General features: G+C 42.6%; 19 protein-coding genes, 3 pseudogenes and 1 riboswitch. Of the genes and pseudogenes, 9 read left to right on the top strand and 13 right to left on the bottom strand.

Annotated elements, in window-relative coordinates; all coding sequences use genetic code 11:
* Position 1 precedes the first annotated feature (1 nt).
* From OCW38_RS06650 to OCW38_RS06635, 4 genes are all read left to right on the top strand, one after another.
* Positions 2-976, top strand: a complete 975-nt coding sequence (locus OCW38_RS06650; RefSeq protein WP_010438489.1) for an HlyD family secretion protein — start codon at positions 2-4, stop codon at positions 974-976.
* Between the two features lie 7 nt (positions 977-983).
* Complete coding sequence (locus OCW38_RS06645) at positions 984-2,216, top strand: ABC transporter permease (protein ID WP_261895516.1); 1,233 nt, start codon at positions 984-986, stop codon at positions 2,214-2,216.
* On the top strand, positions 2,213-3,379 hold the full coding sequence (locus OCW38_RS06640; protein WP_261895514.1) for an ABC transporter permease: 1,167 nt from the start codon (positions 2,213-2,215) through the stop codon (positions 3,377-3,379). The genes OCW38_RS06645 and OCW38_RS06640 overlap by 4 nt, the downstream gene beginning before the upstream one ends.
* Before the next feature lie 833 nt (positions 3,380-4,212).
* Positions 4,213-5,757, top strand: coding sequence for an alanine/glycine:cation symporter family protein (locus OCW38_RS06635; protein WP_261895512.1), 1,545 nt, complete (start codon positions 4,213-4,215; stop codon positions 5,755-5,757).
* Positions 5,758-5,943: 186 nt separating this feature from the next.
* Here the strand turns inward: OCW38_RS06635 and OCW38_RS06630 are convergent, their stop codons facing one another.
* The 3 genes from OCW38_RS06630 to OCW38_RS06620 all read right to left on the bottom strand — a co-directional run bounded on the left by OCW38_RS06630 (position 5,944) and on the right by OCW38_RS06620 (position 7,429).
* Positions 5,944-6,120, bottom strand: a complete 177-nt coding sequence (locus OCW38_RS06630) for a hypothetical protein (protein WP_261895510.1) — start codon at positions 6,118-6,120, stop codon at positions 5,944-5,946.
* Positions 6,121-6,395: 275 nt separating this feature from the next.
* Entirely contained in the window at positions 6,396-7,130 is a 735-nt protein-coding gene (locus OCW38_RS06625) for a chromosome segregation ATPase (RefSeq protein WP_010438479.1), read from the bottom strand.
* A 140-nt stretch (positions 7,131-7,270) separates the two neighbouring features.
* Positions 7,271-7,429, bottom strand: a complete 159-nt coding sequence (locus OCW38_RS06620) for a hypothetical protein (RefSeq protein WP_010438476.1) — start codon at positions 7,427-7,429, stop codon at positions 7,271-7,273.
* Between the two features lie 301 nt (positions 7,430-7,730).
* Positions 7,731-7,864: riboswitch (glycine riboswitch) on the top strand.
* A 128-nt stretch (positions 7,865-7,992) separates the two neighbouring features.
* On the opposite strand from OCW38_RS06620, the gene OCW38_RS06615 reads away from it, so the two are divergent.
* The gene (locus OCW38_RS06615; RefSeq protein ID WP_010438473.1) at positions 7,993-9,363 is read left to right on the top strand and encodes an alanine/glycine:cation symporter family protein; all 1,371 of its coding nucleotides are present in this window, start codon (positions 7,993-7,995) and stop codon (positions 9,361-9,363) included.
* 62 nt (positions 9,364-9,425) lie between these two features.
* Here OCW38_RS06615 and OCW38_RS06610 read toward each other — a convergent pair whose 3' ends face one another.
* A complete protein-coding gene (locus OCW38_RS06610; RefSeq protein WP_010438470.1) occupies positions 9,426-10,061 on the bottom strand; it encodes a LysE family translocator in 636 nt (211 codons plus the stop codon).
* Positions 10,062-10,358: 297 nt separating this feature from the next.
* On the opposite strand from OCW38_RS06610, the gene OCW38_RS06605 reads away from it, so the two are divergent.
* A complete protein-coding gene (locus tag OCW38_RS06605) occupies positions 10,359-11,831 on the top strand; it encodes a carboxypeptidase M32 (RefSeq protein WP_016797487.1) in 1,473 nt (490 codons plus the stop codon).
* A gap of 74 nt (positions 11,832-11,905) precedes the next feature.
* Here OCW38_RS06605 and OCW38_RS06600 read toward each other — a convergent pair whose 3' ends face one another.
* Positions 11,906-12,910 (bottom strand): metal-dependent hydrolase, encoded by a 1,005-nt coding sequence (locus OCW38_RS06600; RefSeq protein WP_261895507.1) that lies wholly within the window; start codon positions 12,908-12,910, stop codon positions 11,906-11,908.
* A 226-nt stretch (positions 12,911-13,136) separates the two neighbouring features.
* Positions 13,137-13,946 (bottom strand): sulfite exporter TauE/SafE family protein, encoded by an 810-nt coding sequence (locus tag OCW38_RS06595; RefSeq protein WP_261895505.1) that lies wholly within the window; start codon positions 13,944-13,946, stop codon positions 13,137-13,139.
* Between the two features lie 342 nt (positions 13,947-14,288).
* Between OCW38_RS06595 and OCW38_RS06590 the strand changes: the two genes are divergently transcribed.
* The gene (locus tag OCW38_RS06590; RefSeq protein ID WP_010438459.1) at positions 14,289-15,266 is read left to right on the top strand and encodes a DUF1852 domain-containing protein; all 978 of its coding nucleotides are present in this window, start codon (positions 14,289-14,291) and stop codon (positions 15,264-15,266) included.
* A 27-nt stretch (positions 15,267-15,293) separates the two neighbouring features.
* Positions 15,294-16,322 (top strand): methionine synthase, encoded by a 1,029-nt coding sequence (locus OCW38_RS06585; protein WP_010438456.1) that lies wholly within the window; start codon positions 15,294-15,296, stop codon positions 16,320-16,322.
* Between the two features lie 98 nt (positions 16,323-16,420).
* On the opposite strand, the pseudogene OCW38_RS22965 reads toward OCW38_RS06585, so the two are convergent.
* The 4 genes and pseudogenes from OCW38_RS22965 to OCW38_RS06570 form a co-directional block, all read right to left on the bottom strand.
* Positions 16,421-16,688: pseudogene (locus OCW38_RS22965) on the bottom strand (hypothetical protein).
* A 27-nt stretch (positions 16,689-16,715) separates the two neighbouring features.
* Positions 16,716-17,267 (bottom strand): class IV adenylate cyclase, encoded by a 552-nt coding sequence (gene cyaB / locus OCW38_RS06580; RefSeq protein WP_010438453.1) that lies wholly within the window; start codon positions 17,265-17,267, stop codon positions 16,716-16,718.
* 89 nt (positions 17,268-17,356) lie between these two features.
* Positions 17,357-17,580, bottom strand: a pseudogene (locus OCW38_RS06575) (hypothetical protein); the annotation flags it as partial.
* Positions 17,581-17,644: 64 nt separating this feature from the next.
* Complete coding sequence (locus OCW38_RS06570) at positions 17,645-17,998, bottom strand: YkgJ family cysteine cluster protein (protein WP_010438450.1); 354 nt, start codon at positions 17,996-17,998, stop codon at positions 17,645-17,647.
* A 120-nt stretch (positions 17,999-18,118) separates the two neighbouring features.
* Between OCW38_RS06570 and OCW38_RS06565 the strand changes: the two are divergent.
* A pseudogene (locus OCW38_RS06565) lies at positions 18,119-18,355 on the top strand (transposase); the annotation flags it as partial.
* A gap of 141 nt (positions 18,356-18,496) precedes the next feature.
* Here the strand turns inward: OCW38_RS06565 and OCW38_RS06560 are convergent.
* Genes OCW38_RS06560 through OCW38_RS06550 form a run of 3 tightly spaced genes read right to left on the bottom strand, consistent with a single transcriptional unit; the run spans position 18,497 to position 21,737 of the window.
* Positions 18,497-18,970 (bottom strand): response regulator, encoded by a 474-nt coding sequence (locus OCW38_RS06560; protein ID WP_010438444.1) that lies wholly within the window; start codon positions 18,968-18,970, stop codon positions 18,497-18,499.
* Positions 18,957-20,312, bottom strand: a complete 1,356-nt coding sequence (locus OCW38_RS06555; protein ID WP_010438441.1) for an ATP-binding protein — start codon at positions 20,310-20,312, stop codon at positions 18,957-18,959. Before OCW38_RS06555 ends, OCW38_RS06560 begins: the two co-directional genes overlap by 14 nt.
* A 6-nt stretch (positions 20,313-20,318) precedes the next feature.
* Positions 20,319-21,737: an SLC13 family permease gene (locus tag OCW38_RS06550; RefSeq protein WP_016768662.1), complete on the bottom strand. Its 1,419-nt coding sequence runs from the start codon at positions 21,735-21,737 to the stop codon at positions 20,319-20,321.
* Between the last annotated feature and the right edge of the window lie 68 nt (positions 21,738-21,805).

The following is a 21,805-nucleotide window of genomic DNA, read 5'->3' as shown; positions in this document are numbered from 1 at the left end:
CATGAAACCTATTAAGCCCCTTCTTCTATCTTTAGTTGGTATCGGCGTCATTGGCTGGGTCGGATACAGTTTTTACCAAGCTTATCAACCTCAGCCTGTTAAGCTTCAAGGCCAAATCGATGCGCAGCAATACAGTATCTCATCGAAAGTACCTGGCAGAATTGATGAAATATTCGTGCGTAAAGGTGACTCAGTTGAAAAAGGCGAATTGATCTTTTCTCTTCTTAGCCCTGAGATTGACGCGAAGCTAGAGCAAGCAAAAGCCGGTCAGAAAGCCGCTGGTGCATTAGCACAAGAAGCAGAGAATGGCGCGCGTACTCAACAGATCCAAGCAGCCAAAGATCAATGGCTGAAAGCCAAGGCTGCAGCTGATCTGATGGACAAAACGTACCAACGTGTAAACAACCTTTACAACGATGGCGTTGTCGCAGAACAAAAACGTGATGAAGCCAAAACACAATGGCAAGCCGCAAAATACACTGAAAGTGCCGCATTCCAAATGTACCAATTAGCGCAAGAAGGTGTTCGTGACGAGACTAAGGTGGCTGCTGCTCAAAAAGCATTAATGGCGGCGGGTGCAGTAGCAGAAGTTGAAGCGTACGCAAAAGACACACAGATCCACAGTTGGTTTAATGGTGAAGTATCTCAAGTTCTATTGAGCAGCGGTGAGCTAGCACCACAAGGTTTCCCTGTTGTGACTGTTATCGACACCAACGATGCATGGGCAGTACTCAATGTGCGTGAAGATATGCTTAAGCATTTCGAGAAAGGCAGCCAGTTTGAGGCATACCTACCGGCTTTGGATAAGTCACTAACTTTCCAAGTCACACACATCGCCGTAATGGGTGATTTCGCGACTTGGCGTTCAACAGATGCAGCACAAGGTTTCGACTTACGAACTTTTGAAGTAGAAGCGCAGCCTGTCGATACCGGCGAGACACTACGAATGGGTATGAGCCTTGTGGTTGAGCTTTAGGTGACCTATGTCTGCTAACTTCCGATCTACAGGCTCGCAATCAACTGAGCATCACAAAGTGACGAGCCCATTACTAAGGCAATGGGCTATTGTTCGTAAAGATAAATGGTTGTTGTCTTGCCTAACTTGGATTCCTTTACTTCTTGCTGCAAGCATTTGGCTTATATTTGCACAAGGTATCGCTCGTGATTTACCGGTGGCTGTTGTTGATCTTGAACACAGCCAAATTTCACAGCAGTTCACGCGCCTCGTTGATGCTTCACCAACACTGCAAGTCACTCAGAAATACAGCTCAGCGAGTGAAGCGGCAAAAGCGATGATCGAACGTGATATCTACGGCTATGTTGTAATACCTAAACACTTTGACCGAGATATTTACCTAGGTTTAAACCCGCAGGTATCCGTGTTCTACAACAGCCAATTTATCTTGATCGGCAAATTAGTGAACTCGGCTCTGCTACAAGCTCAAGGTACGTTTAACGCTCAACTTGAAGTGGTTAAACAACTGTCACTCGGTGATACCACAGTCCAATCAGCATTAGGCCAAGCAGTAACAGTGCAAAGCCAGATCACGCCACTGTTTAACAAGAACAGCAGTTATGCTCAGTTCTTGGTGTCTGCAGTTATTCCTGCACTGTGGCAGATCATGGTTGTGGTCGGCACGATATTAGTTTTAACGGCGAACGTTAGAGCACGTGGCCTTCAAGCTTGGTTATCCAACGCACCTATGAAGTCGCTAACCTCAACATTAATACCTTATGCTGTCTTATTTTTAATGTTTGGTATCGCGTTTAGCTTTTGGTTCTATGCTCTCTTAGACTGGCCATTTAATGGCAGCTTTGTAGCATTGACCATTGCCCAAATACTGACAGTGATCAGTTGTATCATCATGGGTTGTTTGTTTTTCTTCTTAACACTTGATCCTGCAAGGGCGATGAGTTTCGTAGGTGCCTTTACTGCACCGAGTTTCGCGTTCATGGGCATTACCTTTCCAGTGACAGACATGAACACGGCAGCTCAAATTTGGAGAAGCTTACTGCCAGTCAGCCATTACATAGAAGTACAAACGGCACAGTCTAGTTATGGCGTGAGCGCGGCACAATCTTTAATCAGCCTCTCCTCAATGTTGTGGTACGCAGTCCCTGCTTTCGTGGTGATGTTGTTGATTAAGAAACACTTGGCGCAATCACCACGATATATATCGTCAAAACAAGCAGAGCAACGAGGAGTAAAACAATGAACTTTACTCAACTGCTGAAACAAGAACTGTTAGCGGTACTTCGCAACCCTGTTGTATTGCTCACCGTATTCGGCGGCGTGGTATTTTATTCATTCTTATATCCATTGCCTTACGCAAACCAAGTACCTCAACAGCTTAAAGCGTCCGTTGTGAATCTGGATAAGAGCCAAAGCAGCTACCAATTAGAACGTATGGTAGATGCCACCTCTCAGATCGAATTGGTACGTCGAGATTCCTCTATCGCCGATGCTAAACAAGCCGTACTTAATCAGGAGATTGGCGGATTTCTCGTCATTCCAGAAGACTTCTATAAAGACTTGCTGCTCGGTAAAAGCCCGACGCTTTCTTATGCTGGTGACGCATCTTACTTCTTGGTCTACGGGACAATTGTTGAAGGCCTAGCTAAGGCAGGAGGCACGTTAGCTGCGCAAGTTAAGGTTAGTCACTTGTTAGTCGAAGGTGTGCCTTTAGAATCCGCTGCCAAAGGCTACAGTGCATTTAGCTTAAACCTAAAACCAACCTTCAATAGTCGCATGGGATACATTGATTACGTGGTTCCTGCTGTTTTTGTGTTGATCCTGCAACAAACCTTAGCCATGGCTTCAGGTTTAGTTGGTGCAACCCAAAACGCGCAATCAACGTTTGGCTATTGGAGTAAGATCTCTTCGGCGAAACTGATACTTGCTCGTTGTTGTACATTAATCGGCATCTATTACTTGTTATCGATGTATTACTTCGGTGCAAGCTTTTCGATGTATGGGATAAATTTGCTCGCCTCAATGACACAAATTTTGACCTTACTACTGCCCTTCTTATTGGCCAGTTGTTTAGTCGGGATTCTTATCGGTGAGTTGGTTCCAAGAAGAGAATTAGTCACGGTCGTAGTGTTAATTAGCTCAATGCCACTCATTTTCTCTTCAGGCTTTATTTGGCCAGTTGAGATGATGCCTGAGTGGTTAGTACTACTATCACAGTTATTCCCGAGCACACCTGCAATCCAAGGTTTCTTAGCGCTTAATCAGATGGGTGCATCTTGGCAAGAAATAGCACCTCAATGGACGCTGTTATGGGGACAGGTTCTACTATGGGGATCGTTATTGGCACTTAAGCTTTTTCATAAATCGAGTAAAAGCCTAAGTCGTTCAGAGGCGCCCATCACGTAGATGTGTCAATCAATGCAGTTACAAGTCCAGAAAATCGATGATTTGATTAATGGGAATGTTTAAACAACACGTTTATTGATCATCAGAAAGCAGTGACACAAAAGCTCTTATAAAGAGCTTTTTGTCTTCCTATCGGGATAGTATTTAAATAAGTAGTCCGGCGAGCTATACACAACAAAATCAACATACGCGATAAAATCAATAGCAACATTTTCATAAGTCAGTTTCAGCCTCCCCTTCATTTTCTTTCATCTTTCATCTTTCATCTTTCATCTTTCATCACCCATGATGAAAGCTCGAAAGTCTCAAGCCACTAACTTATCAACTTTTTATCTCTTTTAAACATCCAAATTGCTGTGAGCTTCATATTTGGGTCATAAACATGACCACCAATTATCAAAACCTTACGAGGTCCACTCAGCGGCAGGTTAATCAGAGTTTACGTATATAGCCCACTAAGATGCTCTGCCAATAGCTTTAAAAGTCAGTCCTGTTGACTAGAAAGTGGTCATAGATCAGCAAATAATTACAAAACATGACCAAATGTAAAATTATTGTAAAAAATTCTTTAACGCCATTGCGTTTGTGTATAAGATTATCAATAAGACTTTGGTATAACCAACACCAGAGGTATTGATAACATAAACTCTATTGAAAGGATGTTCATATAAAGTGTGACCAATGTTCATATCTATTTCTTATTTTGACTTAGCTACATCCCTTTTTGTTGCTGTCTAAAGAAATAGATAAGTTATTGAACTAACGACAAATTGAAAATAAAAAATAAATTCAGTATGACAATCGAAATTTATAAAATAAAGACAGGGAAAACCATGAAAAATATACGTGAACTATTCTTGGGGTTAATCTTATTATTTAGTACCAGCGCTTTTGCAGAAGAAGCTGGATCATTTAAGCAGTCAATTAGCAATTTAAGTCAAAGTGTTGATGGCTTTTTCAACGACTACACGGGGTGGTTTGTTGGATTAATATTTAAAAGTGTACCGGTTGGAGAAGCAAACTTCCCAGTCATTGTTGGCTGGCTCTTACTCGCCGCTATTATCTTCACTGTATATTTTGGCTTTGTTCAATTTAAACGCGTTGGTATGGCCATAGACATTATTAAAGGTAAATATACCGACCCTAACACCAAAGAAGACGGGGAAGTATCCCACTTTCAAGCGTTAACAACAGCGCTTTCTGGAACCGTAGGGCTTGGTAATATTGCCGGCGTTGGTGCTGCGCTTGCGATTGGTGGTCCGGGTGCGACATTCTGGATGATCTTGTGTGGCCTGCTAGGTATGGCTTCTAAGTTTTGTGAGTGTACCTTAGGTGTAAAATACCGAACTATCCTACCTTCTGGTGTTGTTTCAGGTGGTCCAATGTACTACCTAAGCCAAGGTCTAAGCGAAAGAGGATTAGGTGGATTAGGTAAAGCCCTTGCTATTGGTTTTGCGTTAATGTGTATTTTGGGTGCACTTGGTGGCGGTAACATGTTCCAAGCTAACCAAGCACATGCCATGTTAACTTACGCATTTGATGTACCGAGCGAATACGGTGTCATTACTGGCCTTGTACTAGCCGCTTTAGTTTTTTCTGTGATTGTTGGTGGTATGCCTTCGATTGCATCGGTAACGGAAAAAGTTGTTCCTTGGATGGCTGCTCTTTACATTGGTATGACGCTCATTGTTATCGGTTCTAATCTTGATCAAGTTGGTAATGCATTTAGCGCTATCTTCTCAGGTGCATTTACTGGTGAAGGTGTTGTAGGCGGATTTATAGGTGCGTTAATCCAAGGTCTGAAACGTGCTACGTTCTCAAACGAAGCGGGTGTAGGTTCAGCGGCAATCGCTCACTCAGCAGTAAAAACGAAAGAGCCAATCACAGAAGGTCTTGTATCATTATTAGAACCATTCGTTGATACGGTAATCATTTGTACAATGACAGCATTGGTTATCACTATCGCCGGCTTGAACACTGGCCCATACGATGGAACAGGTTTAACAGGTGTAACACTGACTGCTGCATCATTTACTGAAACTGCAGAAGTGTTTAAATACACACTAGCACTCGCTGTTATCATGTTTGCATTTTCGACGATGATTTCTTGGTCATACTATGGTCTTAAGGCGTGGACTTACCTATTTGGTGAAGGCAAAACAACAGAACTAATTTTTAAAGTGATGTTTTGTGTGTTTGTTGTTATTGGTGCCACGATTCAATTCGGCGCGGTAATCGACTTCTCTGATGCGGCTATCTTTGCGATGTCTATCTTTAACATCCTTGGCCTATACTTCTTGATGCCAGTTGTGAAGAAAGAACTGCAATCATTTGTTGCTCGCGTTAAATCAGGCGAAATCAAAACTTACGAGAAGTAGTTTGTAGCAAAATGATATTGTTCTAAAACAGTCACTTCTAGGAAGTTACCCTTTTGCTTGAGAAAGCGAGAACAATAATGCTACTAATCTGGAATCCCTGCCAACTTTGTTGGTGGGGATTTTTTATGTTTGACTCAAATGAATAGTTTACTTGTGTGCTGTTAAGTAATAGCCGTCACATATAACCTATTGCTGATGATCGAGATCCTGAGGAACTTTATTCACTCTTGCGCTTTGTGATGTCTCTTCATCAACTCTTTTCGCTAGCGCTTCAATATCTATGATTTTCGCCTCTTTAAGTGGCGAATGGCAATCATCAAAGCAATAAACTATTGGGCAGTTTTCGCATTCGTATTCATGCATTATTTCATCCTTCCTTAGACATCTATTGAGTCACGAAGTAATAGTAAACCGCGGTCTTATCCTTGAGCGCGACTATTATGCTGCTTTCTGGTTACCTAAATATGTATGCAAAGTCACCAAAAAATCAACTAATTGCATATGATAATAAATTTTAGGGGGCAATTCACAGATTGTCGCGTTAAGTAACGCAAAAACGCCCACATCTTTAACATGATGTGGGCGTTTGAATACTAGCAGTCAAACAAGTTAATTGCTGATGAGATTAAGCACTAAGCTTATAAGCCCATCTCTTCGGTTAGTGTTTTGATTTGTTTGAGGTCCATCGTATGAACTTCAATCATTTGTCTGATATCACTCAATCGAGAATTAGCATTATCTTGTTTCTCACAAGCGTCAGATTTCGCATCCCATGACGTGCCGTCTAAGAAAACATCACATGCTTGTTTCAAAGAACCAAGTTTCTGTTCGATGTCATCTCTTTCTTTCTCGAGTTTTTCAAGTTCTTGAGATATCTGTAGTTCTTTGCGAAAAAGTTCACGTGAGCGTTCAAACAAGGTGGACTGCATATCAGCCTGACGATTGAGTTTCTGATTGTCTTGTTGAGTTTTCTCTAACGCTTGTTTCTGTTCGTTTATCTGCTGTTCTAGCGAGTAGTTCGCCTTCTCCAAAACTGCAGACTGTTTCGCTAAATCTTGGAGTTCTTTTTGATGCTCTGCTGATTGTTGCTTTAGCGCAGTTTCTACTTTCGCATCGATTTCCGTGTCAACTTTTGCCACCTTAGTTTCTACTGATGTCATTAATTGCTTTTTACTTTCATTCAGTTCTTGGTAACGTGTTTCGAGTACTTGATAAGTGGACTCCCACTTTGACGCCGTGATTGTAGAACCGATCAAGCCACCTAAAGCCAGACCAATAACAGCGGCAATACCTATGTAAAGCTGACTGCGCTTATCTCGTTCTTCAATAACAACCACTTCATCTTGTTCGCTTTGTCCAGATTGCTGGTTCACTAGCGGGTACTCCCAAAAATATGTTTAACGTTACGCGGTCACTGGTACTAATTACCAATACTGATCCTATCACCTAAGTTGTCGATACATCACTTAGGTTCCATATCCACTCGTTCGCTATCATTTGAACGCAACAGCGTCTAACGAGCTAGCTCCGAAATCATCAAACTGGCGGTATATAAAAGAAAGCTGCTAACAATAACGATAACTACCCCTTTTTGTACTTTTTCGTTTGTCCGGAAACGAAACAGCACGAATGCCAAAGCCAATAAAAAAACAATCGCTATTAGTCGAGTCATAACTCCTCCTTGTTTTTCTATTTTATACCATTTAAATAAGCAAGTTACGTCAGAGTCTCGTTGTTTGATCATTTAGTTGAACAACATTTGTGCAAACAGACATTTTGTAGCTGACATCACATTTTATATGATCTAGGATACGCCTACAGATTACCTAATTATTTAGGTAATTGTTCCGATGAAGACTGCAGGAGAGTGGTTTTTAACTAAGTTTTAACATTTAGTTAGATTAACCCGCCGAAGAAGTAAATCTTTCAGGCGCTTTGTGCTGGAGAAATCCAGAAAAGTGAGGACTGTTGTTGGAGGAACCTCTGGAGAGAATCGTACTACTTTGTTGTAGAAAACGGTCGCCGAAGGAGCAAGCTTAGTGCCCATTACTTATCTATAAGTGATTCGCTAAGTGAAACTCTCAGGCAAAAGGACAGAGGAGTGGAAAGCAACAGCCTTAATTACCAGAAGAATTCTATCTAGAAATCAGTATGTATTAAGTGGTGCTATCGATCCCTGTGATCTGCACTGCCTTCCCTCTTCTCCTTAAATTTTTAATTTATTAAGGGGAATCTATGAACCACCTACAAGCTACACTACAAACCATCAACCAATTCGTTTGGGGACCACCACTGCTTATTCTGCTAGTGGGTACAGGTATCTATTTTACTTTTCGCTTAGGCCTACTCCAGTTTAGACACCTCCCAACCGCGCTAAAAATGGTATTTAGCAAAGACAAATCTGGTACAGGTGACGTATCTAGCTTCGCCGCTTTGTGTACAGCGCTTTCAGCAACTATTGGTACGGGTAATATCGTTGGTGTAGCGACCGCAATCAAGATTGGTGGCCCTGGTGCCCTATTCTGGATGTGGCTTGCTGCTGTATTTGGTATGGCGACCAAATACGCAGAATGTCTACTTGCTGTTAAATACCGTAGAACCGATAGTAATGGCGAAATGGTTGGCGGCCCAATGTACTACTTGCAATACGGTGTCGGCTCAAGAGTCTTAGCGGTGATGTTCGCTGTTTTCGCTTTGGGTGTTGCCTGCTTCGGTATTGGTACCTTCCCACAAGTTAACGCTATCTTAGACGCGACTGAAATTTCCTTTGGTGCTTCGCGTGAAATGTCTGCTGTCGTTCTTACGATATTGGTGGCAGTGGTAACCCTTGGTGGCATTCAATCTATCGCTAAGGTGGCAGGAAAAGTAGTACCTACTATGGCTATCATGTACATCGTTGCGTGTTTAAGCGTTCTGATTTCAAACGCCGATCAACTACTGAATGCTATTACCCTTGTTATCACCTCTGCATTTACCAACACAGCAGCAACGGGCGGTTTCTTTGGAGCAAGTATCATGCTTGCTATACAATCTGGCATTGCTCGTGGTGTGTTCTCGAATGAGTCAGGCCTAGGTAGTGCGCCTATGGCTGCAGCAGCGGCAAAAACGGACTCGTGCGTGAAGCAAGGCCTTATCTCGATGACAGGTACCTTCTTTGATACCATCATCATCTGTACGATGACGGGGTTAGCACTTATTTTAACGGGTGCTTGGCAAACAGACCTATCTGGTGCTGCAATGACCACTCATGCATTCGCTGTGGGTTTGAATGCCGATACTTTAGGTCCAATGTTGGTTTCTATTGGCCTGATCTTCTTCGCGTTTACAACCATCCTAGGTTGGAACTACTACGGTGAGCGTTGCGTTGTTTTCTTACTAGGTACCAAAGCAGTGTTACCTTACAAAATCATCTTCATCGCATTGGTTGCTTCTGGTGCATTCTTGAAGCTCGATATGATCTGGATAATGGCTGATATCGTGAATGGCCTAATGGCAATTCCGAACCTAATCGGACTTATCTTGCTACGTAACGTCGTCATTGAAGAAACCAAGCTATTCTTCAAACCTTTAGCTTCCTCAAATGATTGCGAAGCCGTTAGAACATAATTTAAATTGGACGATCAAAAAACCCGCATTGATATGCGGGTTTTCATTGAAACTAAATTAGCTTAGGTAGGGTCTTCCATCAAAAGCTTAACACCCAGTCCTACCAGTACCATACCAGTGACCCCTTCCATCCATTTCATGAAGCTTGCATTCTTTAACAAGTTCTTAGCCGAGTTAAGTGCGCCAGCCAAGCTACATTGCCATACCATCGCAATCATAAAGTGCACGGAAGCCATCAACATAGATTGTAGTAAAGGCGAACCTTCTGGGTTTACAAACTGAGGCAGAAAAGCCAAATAAAATACCGCCGTTTTCGGGTTCAAAACATTAGACAAGAAGCCTTCTCGCAACGAGCGTTTTGTACTGTATGCCTGTTGAGCTTGCTCACCAACATTCATTCCACCGCCGTTTTTCATCAAAGCTCGTAAACTGCTTAAACCAAGCCAAATTAGGTAAACCGCGCCTACCATTTTAACCGCTTGAAAAAGTTCAGCTGATTGAGCAAGAATCGCAGAGATCCCCACAGCAGAGAAAAACGCATGCACATAAAGGCCGCTACAAATACCAAAGCTCGTCATACAGCCATCGGCTAAGCCTGAGCGGCTAGTATTACGAATCACTAATGCCGTGTCTAAACCCGGTGTTAGCGTTAAAATAGTGATGGCAATCAGAAATGCCTCAAAGTTCAAAATATCCATATCATTATCATTCTTGTTCAGCGAGTTATCATCAATACCGTGTATCTGGATAATTCGCAAGTAACAATTGCCATTGTCTATACAACTCACTGATTTTGTGCACAATGGTACAGTCTAATTTGTTAAAAAATAGTAAATTGATGGCATCGTACTGCTTCATACTTTTAAAACTATATCTTCTACTGTGAAATACAACATTATTAAAAGCAGAGCCATGATCCAAGTACACTAGAAAAGAGTTCATGCCTTGGCCCTGCCATTAAAATCATTTAAAGAAACCAAATTAAGAGTAGTCAAATGAGCGCATTCAAAAAACTAGTCGAACACTCTCAAAAGTGTTCACGCTTTCAACATCTCGCCTCTATTTGTGGTTGGGACCAAGCTTCCATGATGCCATCTGGGGGAAACCAAGCTCGTAGTGAAGCGATGGCCGAGCTATCTGTTCATATTCACGGCCTAATGACTCAGCCACAGCTTGGTGATTGGATTTCAGCCGCTGAAAACGAAACTTTGAATAACGAACAACAATCATCTCTGCGTGAAATAAAACGCCAATGGCAACAAGCTAACCTACTTCCAGAAAAACTGGTTGAAGCAAAATCTCTCGCAGGTTCAAAGTGTGAACATGCATGGCGTAGCCAACGTGGTAACAACGACTGGGTTGGATTCGAAAAGAACTGGCGTGAAGTGGTTGAATTATCTCGTGAAGAAGCACAAATCCGCGCAGATGCCGCTAACCTAACACCATATGATGCCATGCTTGATATCTATGAACCGGGCACTAGCTCTGCTTCACTGGATATCTTATTTGCAGACGTTAAAACCTGGCTACCAAGTTTGATAGACGAAGTAATCGAAAAGCAATCAATCGAGCAACTTAACGCGCCATCTGGTATCTATTCGACCGAGAAACAGAAAGCACTGGGCTTAGAAGTTATGAAGCTGCTTCAGTTCGATTTCGAACACGGCCGATTAGATGAAAGTGTTCACCCATTCTGTGGCGGTGTGCCTTCTGACGTGCGTATCACAACGCGCTACGACGAAGCTGAGTTCGTTCAAAGCTTAATGGGGATCGTGCATGAAACAGGACACGCACGTTACGAACAAGGCTTACCAAAACACCTAGCAGGTCAACCTGCGGGTGAAGCTCGCTCGATGGGTATCCATGAATCTCAGTCTTTGTTCTTCGAGATGCAAGTTGGTCGCAGCGACCCGTTCATTGGACATTTAGCAAACATGGCTGGTCAACAGTTCTCAGGCTCTGAATTTGAAAAAGATAACTTCCAGAAGATCTATACTCGCGTGAAGAAAGACTTCATCCGTGTTGATGCCGATGAGCTGACCTACCCAGCACACGTCATTTTACGTTACGAGATTGAGCGTGATTTGATCAACGGTAAGATCAAACACACCGATGTCCCTGAACTTTGGAACACTAAGATGCAGTCTTACCTTGGTTTAAGCACTCAAGGCAACTTCACTGATGGCTGTATGCAAGACATCCACTGGACAGACGGCGCATTCGGCTATTTTCCATCTTACACACTAGGTGCGATGTACGCGGCTCAGTTCATGGCTTCAATGAAGAAAACTGTTGATGTGAACTCTGTGATTGAAAGTGGTGATCTTTCACCTATCTTCACTTGGTTAGAATCAAATATTTGGAGCAAAGGCAGCTTGCTGACCACCGATGATTTAGTGAAAGGTGCAACCGGTGAGACTTTAAATGCGCAATACTTCAAAGATCATTTGAGAAGTCGTTACCTATAGTTTTCTATTAGACAGCAGAAAAACAAAGGCTGAGCAGATTATCTGACTCAGCCTTTTTACTGTTTAGAACTAGGTCATTTATCGCCAGTGAGCATACCGAAAAAGATCTGTCTCGATTCTGGAGTGTTATCTCTGTGCGTTTCGTATTTTACATGGGTGTTAACATCAACAGTTTTTGATAGCTTGATGCTCCATAGTGCTTTCATTTGATTCGGTACAATTGAATATCGGACGTCGATAATACGCAGCTCATCTGCTGGGTCCTGAGCAATATAACCATTTGAAAACCAGCGGAAGCGCTCAATGTCTTTGGCTTGTTGAGAATCAAGGTCAAGCCAAGGTAAATCCCTGCCAACGTTCAGCTTAGCGATCGACTCTCCGGGATACGTGATTACCGATGTACCAACCCGCACTGCGTCTACATGATAATGAGCCTCTGTTTCGTACACTACTTTCCAAACCAGAATGTTAGCAAAGCTCGGTTTTGCCTCTAATCGAATCGGCGTGTGTTGTCTTTCTTCCGCTAATTGCCACCCAATCGCCTCTGCCCTATCTCGCTGAATCATCCCTAATGTTGGGTAAACCAAAGCCCAAGCAAATGCGACACGCGCTAGCCAAGGCGATCGTTTCAACGTTGCAAACACAAGTAAAATTAAGATGGGAAGCGTATAAACAGGATCGATTATTGATATGGTATTCCAAGCAAAACGCGCGTTGGTCAAAGGCCAAAGTAACTGCGTGCCATAAGTGGTACAAGCGTCTAACAGTGCATGAGTGCCATAACCCAGAGCACAAAACAGCCAGCTTTGTTTGAAAGAAAGCCCGCGCCTTTTTGCAATGAGATGATGCAGAGCCAAAGCACAGATCAAACTGCCAATGGGGATGAAAAAAAGTGAGTGGGTAAATTGTCGATGAAATTCCAAAGCCAACAAAGGGTCACTTTGAGACTTAATCAGTGCATCTAAATCTGGAGCCAATCCAGAGAGTAGACCTAATACCCCAGCGACAACCAAGTTCTGTTTTCTGCTTGCCGACTGTGACAAAGAAGCGCCTAATACGCCCTGCGTTAAAGGATCCATAAACCACTCATTGATAGCATTCCGTTGAATCAAACAAGATACATTTAGCTATAGCAGTGAATCGTTCATAACTAAACAGTTTTATCAATATACTCATGTACATAGCTGTATAAGCATAGACCGAGAGATAAAAAAGAGCAGTTATGAAACTGCCCTTTTCTAATTATTGGTAGTTGATCAACTTATTCGTTTTTGCTCCATATATTCATACTTGAGCGATCTTTTATTAACGAGAAACCATGCTTGCCGCGATAACCACCAACAATACTGAAAAGATTTTCTTAATCGTTGGAACCGGTAAATGGTTGGTTGCTTTTGCACCTAACGGAGCCGTAAACCAAGAAGTGCATATTATACCCAGCAACGCAGGCAGATAAACAAAACCAGCAAAACCGTCAGTTAAAGCAAAGTGGCTGCTGCCCGAACTGATATAGCCGATTGAACCAAATAACGCGATAACAATGCCACAAGCAGACGCACAACCGATGGCCTTTTTCATATCGACAGAGAAAAACGTCAACAGCGGAACCAGTAATGCACCACCACCAATGCCAATCATCGCAGACAAACCGCCCGTGATCGTTGTCAGGACGGTTAAGATGCCCTTATTTGGCAGTTTTCTTTCTTTAGGCGCGTCGTTTTTGCTGCTTAAGAACATCTTTATTGCGATAAGAACCACACTCACTGCAAACACAATACGAACAACTTTTTCTGGCAACAGAGCCGCCATAAAGCCACTAACCAATGCGCCAAGAGCAACCCCTAACATGATCCAAGGCGCGAGATCCCAAGGCACGTTTCCATTCTTATGGTGAGCAAGCGCAGAAGAAGTAGAAGTAAATAGAATCGAGGCCAAGGAAGTCGCAATCGCAGCGACAACAACTTGATCGGACGGTAGAACTTCTAAATAAAGTAAAATGCTGCTTAACACCGGAACAATGATCAGCCCTCCGCCAATCCCTAACAAACCAGCTAGAAACCCAACACCACTGCCTAATAATGCACAGTATAAAATCAACAACAGCAACTCACTCATTTCGTCCATCTCTTAATTAAATTAATCGTCTCAAATAACATACTTTTAATGTGGTTATATATCCATCATGCTAATTAATATAACTGACACCAGCTCAAATTTTCAAACATAATAGATCATGAATATTCCTCATGTTGAATGTGAAGTAATACCATTATTAATCACCCATTGAACAACGTATAAAAACCTTAAGCGATTAACTTTATATGAAATTAATTCTAATAAGCATTAATTTAAGACAGCATAGCCTTCGATTCTTAATCCGGTCACAAGCAAAAAATAAAAGCCGTTTTAATACTAAAGACCGAGAGAATCAGAAAAAAATTGGGATACTAAATCAGCATGAATAAAGAATTTAATTTTACGATTAAAAGCATTAGCCTCGACGAAAATTACCAACCAGCAGATAGCACGCGCATCACCACCAACTTTGCGAACTTAGCGAGAGGCGATAACCGCCAATCTAACTTACGCAACGCGCTACAGATGATTGACAACAGTTTCAACGCCTTAGCACATTGGGACAACCCAAAGGGCGACCGCTACTCTGTAGAGCTTGAAATCGTTTCTGTTGATATGGATATTGAGAGTAGTGGCGAAGCGTTTCCTTCAATTGAAGTGCTGAAAACAAACATTCTTGATCAAAAAACTGGCGAGAGAATAGAAGGTATTGTGGGAAATAACTTCTCTTCGTATGTTCGAGATTATGACTTTAGCGTACGTCTATTGGATCATAATAAAGGCCAAGATAAATTCAGCATTCCAGAAGATTTTGGGGATTTACACGGCAAGCTTTTTAAATATTTCGTTAACTCTGACGCTTACAAAAAGAACTTTAATAAACCACCTGTTATATGCTTAAGCGTATCAGATAATAAAACCTATTACCGCACTGAAAACCAACACCCAGTATTAGGTTTTGAATACCAACCGAATGAGTCTTCTTTAACTGAGCAATATTTCAAGAAGATGGGCTTACAAGTTCGTTATTTCATGCCACCAAATAATGTTGCTCCTCTGGCTTTCTATTTCTTTGGTGATCTACTTAACGATTACTCGAACCTAGAACTTATCAGCACCATCAGCACTATGGGTACGTTCCAGAAAATCTACCGTCCTGAGATTTACAACGCGAACGCGGTTGCGGGCAACTGTTACCAACCAAACTTGAAAAACTTGGACCACTCGCTAACTCAAATCGTGTATGACCGAGAAGAGCGCAGCAAACTCGCAATAGAGCAAGGTAAGTTCGCTGAAGAAAATTTCATTAAGCCATACCAATCAGTTCTAGAGAACTGGTCTGCAAATTACGCACTTTAGTCCCACCTGAATTAGGCAGTATTAAATATGAAAACACTATTACCGACTTCAACAGCGGGCAGTTTGCCGAAACCGTCTTGGCTTGCACAACCAGAGACGCTTTGGTCGCCATGGAAACTTCAAGGCGACGAACTCACAGACGGCAAACAAGATGCGCTGCGTGTCTCCCTGCACGAGCAGCAGCAAGCAGGCATTGATATTGTGAGTGACGGCGAACAAACACGTCAGCACTTTGTAACGACCTTCATCGAACACTTGAATGGCGTTGATTTTGAAAAGCGTGAAACCGTTAAAATCCGCAACCGTTATGATGCGAGTGTGCCTACAGTAGTTGGCCCAGTTTCTCGTCAGAAGTCCGTTTTTGTCGAGGATGCTAAATTTTTACGTCAGCAAACGGACCAACCAATTAAATGGGCTCTGCCGGGGCCGATGACGATGATAGATACGCTTTACGATGCGCATTACAAAAGCCGTGAAAAGCTCGCGTGGGAATTTGCGAAGATCCTCAACGAAGAAGCGAAAGAGCTAGAAGCTGCAGGCGTTGATATTATTCAGTTCGATGAACCTGCGTTTAACGTATTTTTTGATGAAGTGAATGATTGGGGCATCGCTTGTTTAGAAAGAGCTATTGAAGGGCTTAAGTGCGAAACAGCAGTACATATTTGTTATGGCTACGGCATTAAAGCAAATACGGATTGGAAAAAGACATTAGGCACAGAGTGGCGCCAATACGAAGAGGTATTTCCTAAGCTGCAGCAATCGAATATCGATATTATCTCTTTAGAGTGTCACAACTCTCATGTGCCTCTTGAGCTACTTGAGCTGGTTCGAGGCAAGAAAGTAATGGTCGGTGCGATTGATGTGGCTACCGATTCCATTGAAACACCAGAAGAAGTAGCGAGCACTCTACGAGAAACACTTAAGTACGTTGATGCAGACAAGCTCTACCCTTGCACTAACTGCGGTATGGCTCCCCTACCTCGTGAAATTGCCTCAGCGAAGCTTAATGCGCTAAGTGCCGGCGCAGAGATTGTACGTAAAGAGCTTTCAGCGTAACGACTTTTTAACTAAATAAGCTATGCCTTTAAGCCTAAGTATCACATTGATGCTTAGGTTTTTTGTCATGTGAGTTAACGAGCTTTAGACTCGGCCGTTTACCAGGTTTTATCTAGGTCTTGAGCATACAAAGAGATCGCTCGTTGGCACTCTTTGATTGCTTCGCTATTCGTCGTGGAAACTAAAAGCTCAAGTAACAGCGATATCGCCTGTTACTCTTGCCTTGGTTGTCTTAAGACCACGCAATCTGCAAATGTGCTTTCGCTGCATAGTTTTCATCAGTGAGTAGCGTTGCCAATAAGTCACGAGACTCTTGATACATTTTTCTTTTCGCAATTCGATTGCTTGTTTGATAATGGTGTCCATAACTCTCCCTGACGCTTAAGCGCTGCGCTATTCGTTCATTTCTTCGAACATCTGTTTGTAAGATTGAGTTTGCAGTGCTGATTGAGTCAGCCCGAACTTACTGGCTAACAACTCAAGCTCACTTTTATAAACAGACAACTTAGATTCATCGTCCGTCATGATCGCAAATTCGGCAAACTCACCAATACCCGCAAGAGAATCGACCGTGATGTGGAACTCTCCAACAAAGTAAATACTGCGAGTTTTCTGCGCTTCAAGAATCACTTCGTAACCCAAGTTATCAAGCATACTCTTAGCATTCGACGCATCGGTGATGTTTGTCGCTTCGCATCGGTCAGACTCTGGGCCTTTTACAATCCATAGTTTGATGCCCGACGGTTCCATAGTACGAATGCACAAACTCTTGTTTTGAGCTTGTAAGCTTCTGTCTGGGCTATCGAAATACCAATCGCACTCAAAGTTATCTTGGAGCATCATTTCATGGGGAATAAGACTCAATGTCTTCAAAAACTCTGATTTAGAATCGAGACGATACTTAAGCTCTACTTCGTATTTACCCTGGAAATGGTCGTTAGTCATAAATTAGCTCGGTGCAAAAAAAGGGATACTAGCACACCAACAGAACCTGAAATACAAACTGGCGCACAACACGAACTAAAGAAGTGGAACTATGCACGACATGCTAATACACGCTTCCATTCATCTTGGTTCATTGCCCCTTTAGGAAGGTAAATATTGCGTTTTTGCATCGCGCCTTTCGTGTATGAAAGCTTAATAACAGACCCGATACCAAAGGAAGAATATTTCCCTGTAACTTGATATCGCAAGCGTGACCATCGAAACAGACATGATTATTCGAGATTTCAAAAGAGCGATTGCGAAACTGAAAATACGAATAAGTGAGCTATCTTTGATGCTGATGTGATTGTAGTTCGATCTGTTGGCTATTGAGCCAACTACACTAAAACTTGGCGAGTGTTCCTGATGAAATAATGCACCTGACGTTCAATTTTTAAATCGACCATTTCTACTGGACGACACCCATTTGGACATGCCATACGAGGTGTTGTGCCAAACAATCGACATATTAGTGGCCTTTCTTCATACACTTCGCAACCATTAGGCCCTAAATGCACACAATTATATTCATTTAAGGCAGCTTCATGCTCTGCGTCAGATTTGACTGGTAGTCGCGACATTTCTTCAGATGAAGTCGTTACAGGCCCACAGCAATCATGGCAGCCTTTAACGCATTCAAATGCTGGAATACTCTCACGAAGGTATGCAATTATTTCTCTATTATTGTCCATCAATATCTTCTTCTCATGTAATGCGCGACCATTATAGAGCAATACATAATTCGCTAGAAGTTGAGAATTAACCTAAATCTAAGAACCCGAAGTCATAGAACCATCAGCTGAAGAAGCGGGTGGGCGCAAAGCAAACATAATAAGCACGGGAGGCCACGTCGGTTCAGTGATTTAGCTATCACGATTGCGTTCATGGCGAAGAGAGTTTTTTCTATGCCACTGAGAGCGCTGCAAGGATTTATCGACTCGAAATTTAGACTTACCAATGTTCCATTAAGTTGTCCAAATTACACCAGCATCAGTCGTAGAACCAAGCAGGTTGAGGTCTCATTTAAGACTAAAATGAGAGGAGCAATATATGCACCGAATGATTACGTCTTTCAAAGACAAACTCCTTCAGAAAGCTTCCTTCGGTACATATAATTTCAAGCGACTGACATAAATGACTAGCGCAAGAAACTAACGTAAATGGCTAACGCAAGAGACTAACGTAAGAAACTAGCGTAAGCGTCTTAACACAACCTGTTGGTCAAGCTCATTCTGATAGTCCGTGTAATCAAGCCCTTGATCAAATATGTACTCAGTGACAAGAGTGCGAATGCATTCAACTAACGTGCTTGCTTGCCAAGGCTTCTCAAAGTAACGGTCGATGCCTGCTGCATTAATCGCATTGATGGTATCGGTATGAGTGGCCTGCCCCGTAAGAAGAATTTTCTTTGTATTCGGAAAGCGGCTGTCATGGAACACGTCAGTGAGTAACTCCACACCCGTTTTCCCTGGCATCACGTGATCAGACACGATGACGGTAATGTGTTCGCCTTCTGCGTCAAGTTCATCAATGAGATCAAGCACTTCTTGCGCTGATTCACAATCTTCAATATTCAGCCAACTCGCCAGCGGCTCTAAATCTTGTACCACTGCGCTCAGTACTTCTCTCTGGTCATCGACACAGATTAAATTAAGCTTCTCCATGTTCACCCTCTATTGGTAACTTGATTCTAAATACAGTTTTAGAAGCATCACTTTTCACAATAATACTTCCGCCATAACCCGCCACAATCCGCTTAACTATTGATAAACCCAAGCCCAATCCAAACGATAAACCACCTTTTTTAGTGGTGAAGTTGGGCTGAAATACCTTTCTACGAGTTCCCTCGTCTATCTCAGGGCCGTTATTCGCAATCGTAACTAATATTCTTTTCTTACTTAATCTGGTTTGAATTTCTATTGCAGCATCGTCTGAATTCGACATTGCATCACAAGCATTCTTTACAATGTTGACCCAAATCTGAACGAGCTCTGTTTTCGAGCCTTTAAAAGTCGGCAAATCTGCAGGGCTCAATCGCACAGACACTCTACGTAACTCACTTTGTAACAACGATAAGGCATGGTTAATGGAGTCATTAATATCCACCGCTTCTTCGGTGTCAATATCAACTCTGCCAAGTTGTTTAACCGATTTTACGATGCCAACGGTGTGTCTAGATGCCAAACGTAAATCATGTAAATCACAGCCCATCTGCCAAAAACGAATCGCTTCTTCTGGGTTTTTCAGCCAATGTTTTGAAATAATGTCTGTTGCAGATGAAGCGTCAATTGGAATCGCCTTCGCAAGAGAGCGAGCAATGTTTTTGTCTAAGCCATATTTTCTTTCAAATTGTCGCCCACGTGTTCGCGCTTCTGACGACGACGTTTTCTGACCATGCATTAACCCAAAATCGAAAAATTGACTGGCTTCTGGATGCACTTCTTCAAGTAGCTCCATGATGACCGTTTCAAGTCGACCAGATTTACTATTTACTACACCAATAGCGTTGTTAAGCTCATGGGCAATCCCTGCAGCCAATTGACCCAAGGTCGTCATTTGCTCAGCAGTATGTAACTTCTCTAGCGCTTTTTGTTTCGCTATCGCTTCTTGTGTTGCACGGCGTTGACGACGCGACAACTCATTGACAATCACAGGTGTAAACTGTGCGGTAAGAGGGCCAAATTTACGTTCATCTTCTGCCGGCGTGTCTTTATCGATCCACGCTAACTCAACATCGGTTTTAGCAACAACCGTTGAAGATGCTGTCCAATTACCTGAAAAGAAGCTATGAACACCTATAAAAGCCCCACGACCTGCGCTAAATACTCGCACTTGCGGTGTATTCGCATCGGTATAAAACCCTTCCAGTTCTCCACTAAACACATAATATAAACGAGTGTTTAACGCTGATTGTTCAATAATGGTGTTACCGGCACGGCACGTCACCCGACGTTCTGTCTGATTAAAATAACGATCGATAAGTGCTTCTAGCTTTTGTTGATACACGTATCGTTATCCTATGTGACCAATTGAATGTAGCACCCACACCATAACAAAACTCAGTAGCACACCAACCACACCCAAAATAATACCGATTCTGGCCATTTGATTACTTTGCACATGACCAGTGGCATGAGCCAACGCATTCGGTGGCGTACTGATTGGCAGCGACATACCTAATGAAGCGGCAAAAGTCACAACCAGAATTAACGTTAACTCACCACCTAGTGGCGTGAGTGAGGCCATAGACGACCCTAATGCAGCCATAATTGGCATTAACAAGTTAGCCGTTGCGGTATGAGACATAAAGTTTGCCATTACCAAACACAAGAACGCTGCTCCGAACAACACCACATATGGTGAGTAAGCATCAAACGGAATGCTGTGTACCACGAGCCTTGCTAAGCCAGTTTTATCGAGAGCTAAACCAAGCGCAATACCACCTGATACAAGCCACAATACGTCCCAAGAAATCTTTTTCAGGTCTTCTTTATTGATGATCCCTGTAAGTGAGAACACAGCGACAGGAATCAGAGCGACGGTATAAGAGTTCATGCCATGGCTTGAGCCCATTAACCAAAGAATGATGGTCAGCGCAAAAGTGACGTATACCGCAATGGCTTTGGGCGTTTTAAGGAATTTGCCTTTGATGCTTAGCTCGATTTTCTTTTGGTCAGCTTTGTACATAAAGCCGATTAAAAACCACGCTAACGCCATCATAATAACGACAAACGGCACACCAAATGCCATCCATTCGCCGAACGTAATGAGGTTATCACCAACTAAATATTTAAGTGCGATAGCGTTCGGCGGGGTACCGATTGGGGTACCAATGCCACCGATGTTAGCGGCAACAGGGATACAAAGCGCAAACGCTATACGACCGGGGTCTTTCGGGCCAAACACAGCCAGCACCGGCGTTAAAATAGAGAGCATCATTGCCGTTGTTGCCGTGTTAGACATAAACATCGAAAAGATACCAGTGATCAGCATTAAGCCGAGCATCACAAACTTTGGGTCTTGTCCAAATGGCTTCAATAATACACGGGCTAAGTTTACGTCTAATCGATACTTAGTGGCGGCCATCGCTAAGAAGAAACCACCCAAAAACAGCATGATGATTGGGCTGGCGAATGTCGCCATGATATCGCTGTATTTTAACAACTCACCAAAATGTTCCTGCCCATGATCAAACCTTAAAAAGATCAGCCCTTTATCCGACAACATCAACAATTGCAGAACGATGATAACAACAGACGTCGCGTAGATCGGGATGGGCTCGAACACCCAGCACAATGCCGCTAATAAAAAGATCGCGATAACGCGTTGTTGAATAATCGTAAGGCCTTCAAATGGAAACGCTGATAGCGGCATTACGAGGATAATGAAAGGAATTAAAATAGGGATAATGTATTTAATATAGGGGCGCATAGCACAAAAACTCTTCCTGAGATAACAACTACTTAGAAATTAGATTTAAAGTTCTAATTTAGATCCGA

The organism is Vibrio cyclitrophicus, from assembly GCF_024347435.1.
Taxonomy (GTDB): Bacteria; Pseudomonadota; Gammaproteobacteria; order Enterobacterales; family Vibrionaceae; genus Vibrio; species Vibrio cyclitrophicus.
This window is presented reverse-complemented; position numbering and strand designations above follow the sequence as displayed.

Bases quoted from the DNA above. Each gene is read 5' to 3' on its own strand.
- OCW38_RS06630 (WP_261895510.1), bottom strand. From the start codon at position 6,120: ATGCATGAATACGAATGCGAAAACTGCCCAATAGTTTATTGCTTTGAT.
- OCW38_RS06615 (WP_010438473.1), top strand. From the start codon at position 7,993: ATGAACCACCTACAAGCTACACTACAAACCATCAACCAATTCGTTTGG.
- OCW38_RS06605 (WP_016797487.1), top strand. From the start codon at position 10,359: ATGAGCGCATTCAAAAAACTAGTCGAACACTCTCAAAAGTGTTCACGC.
- cyaB (WP_010438453.1), bottom strand. From the start codon at position 17,267: ATGACTAACGACCATTTCCAGGGTAAATACGAAGTAGAGCTTAAGTAT.
- OCW38_RS06560 (WP_010438444.1), bottom strand. From the start codon at position 18,970: ATGGAGAAGCTTAATTTAATCTGTGTCGATGACCAGAGAGAAGTACTG.
- OCW38_RS06645 (WP_261895516.1), top strand. From the start codon at position 984: ATGTCTGCTAACTTCCGATCTACAGGCTCGCAATCAACTGAGCATCAC.
- OCW38_RS06600 (WP_261895507.1), bottom strand. From the start codon at position 12,910: ATGGATCCTTTAACGCAGGGCGTATTAGGCGCTTCTTTGTCACAGTCG.
- OCW38_RS06550 (WP_016768662.1), bottom strand. From the start codon at position 21,737: ATGCGCCCCTATATTAAATACATTATCCCTATTTTAATTCCTTTCATT.
- OCW38_RS06650 (WP_010438489.1), top strand. From the start codon at position 2: ATGAAACCTATTAAGCCCCTTCTTCTATCTTTAGTTGGTATCGGCGTC.
- OCW38_RS06570 (WP_010438450.1), bottom strand. From the start codon at position 17,998: ATGGACAATAATAGAGAAATAATTGCATACCTTCGTGAGAGTATTCCA.
- OCW38_RS06610 (WP_010438470.1), bottom strand. From the start codon at position 10,061: ATGGATATTTTGAACTTTGAGGCATTTCTGATTGCCATCACTATTTTA.
- OCW38_RS06595 (WP_261895505.1), bottom strand. From the start codon at position 13,946: ATGAGTGAGTTGCTGTTGTTGATTTTATACTGTGCATTATTAGGCAGT.
- OCW38_RS06590 (WP_010438459.1), top strand. From the start codon at position 14,289: ATGAATAAAGAATTTAATTTTACGATTAAAAGCATTAGCCTCGACGAA.
- OCW38_RS06635 (WP_261895512.1), top strand. From the start codon at position 4,213: ATGAAAAATATACGTGAACTATTCTTGGGGTTAATCTTATTATTTAGT.
- OCW38_RS06620 (WP_010438476.1), bottom strand. From the start codon at position 7,429: ATGACTCGACTAATAGCGATTGTTTTTTTATTGGCTTTGGCATTCGTG.
- OCW38_RS06640 (WP_261895514.1), top strand. From the start codon at position 2,213: ATGAACTTTACTCAACTGCTGAAACAAGAACTGTTAGCGGTACTTCGC.
- OCW38_RS06585 (WP_010438456.1), top strand. From the start codon at position 15,294: ATGAAAACACTATTACCGACTTCAACAGCGGGCAGTTTGCCGAAACCG.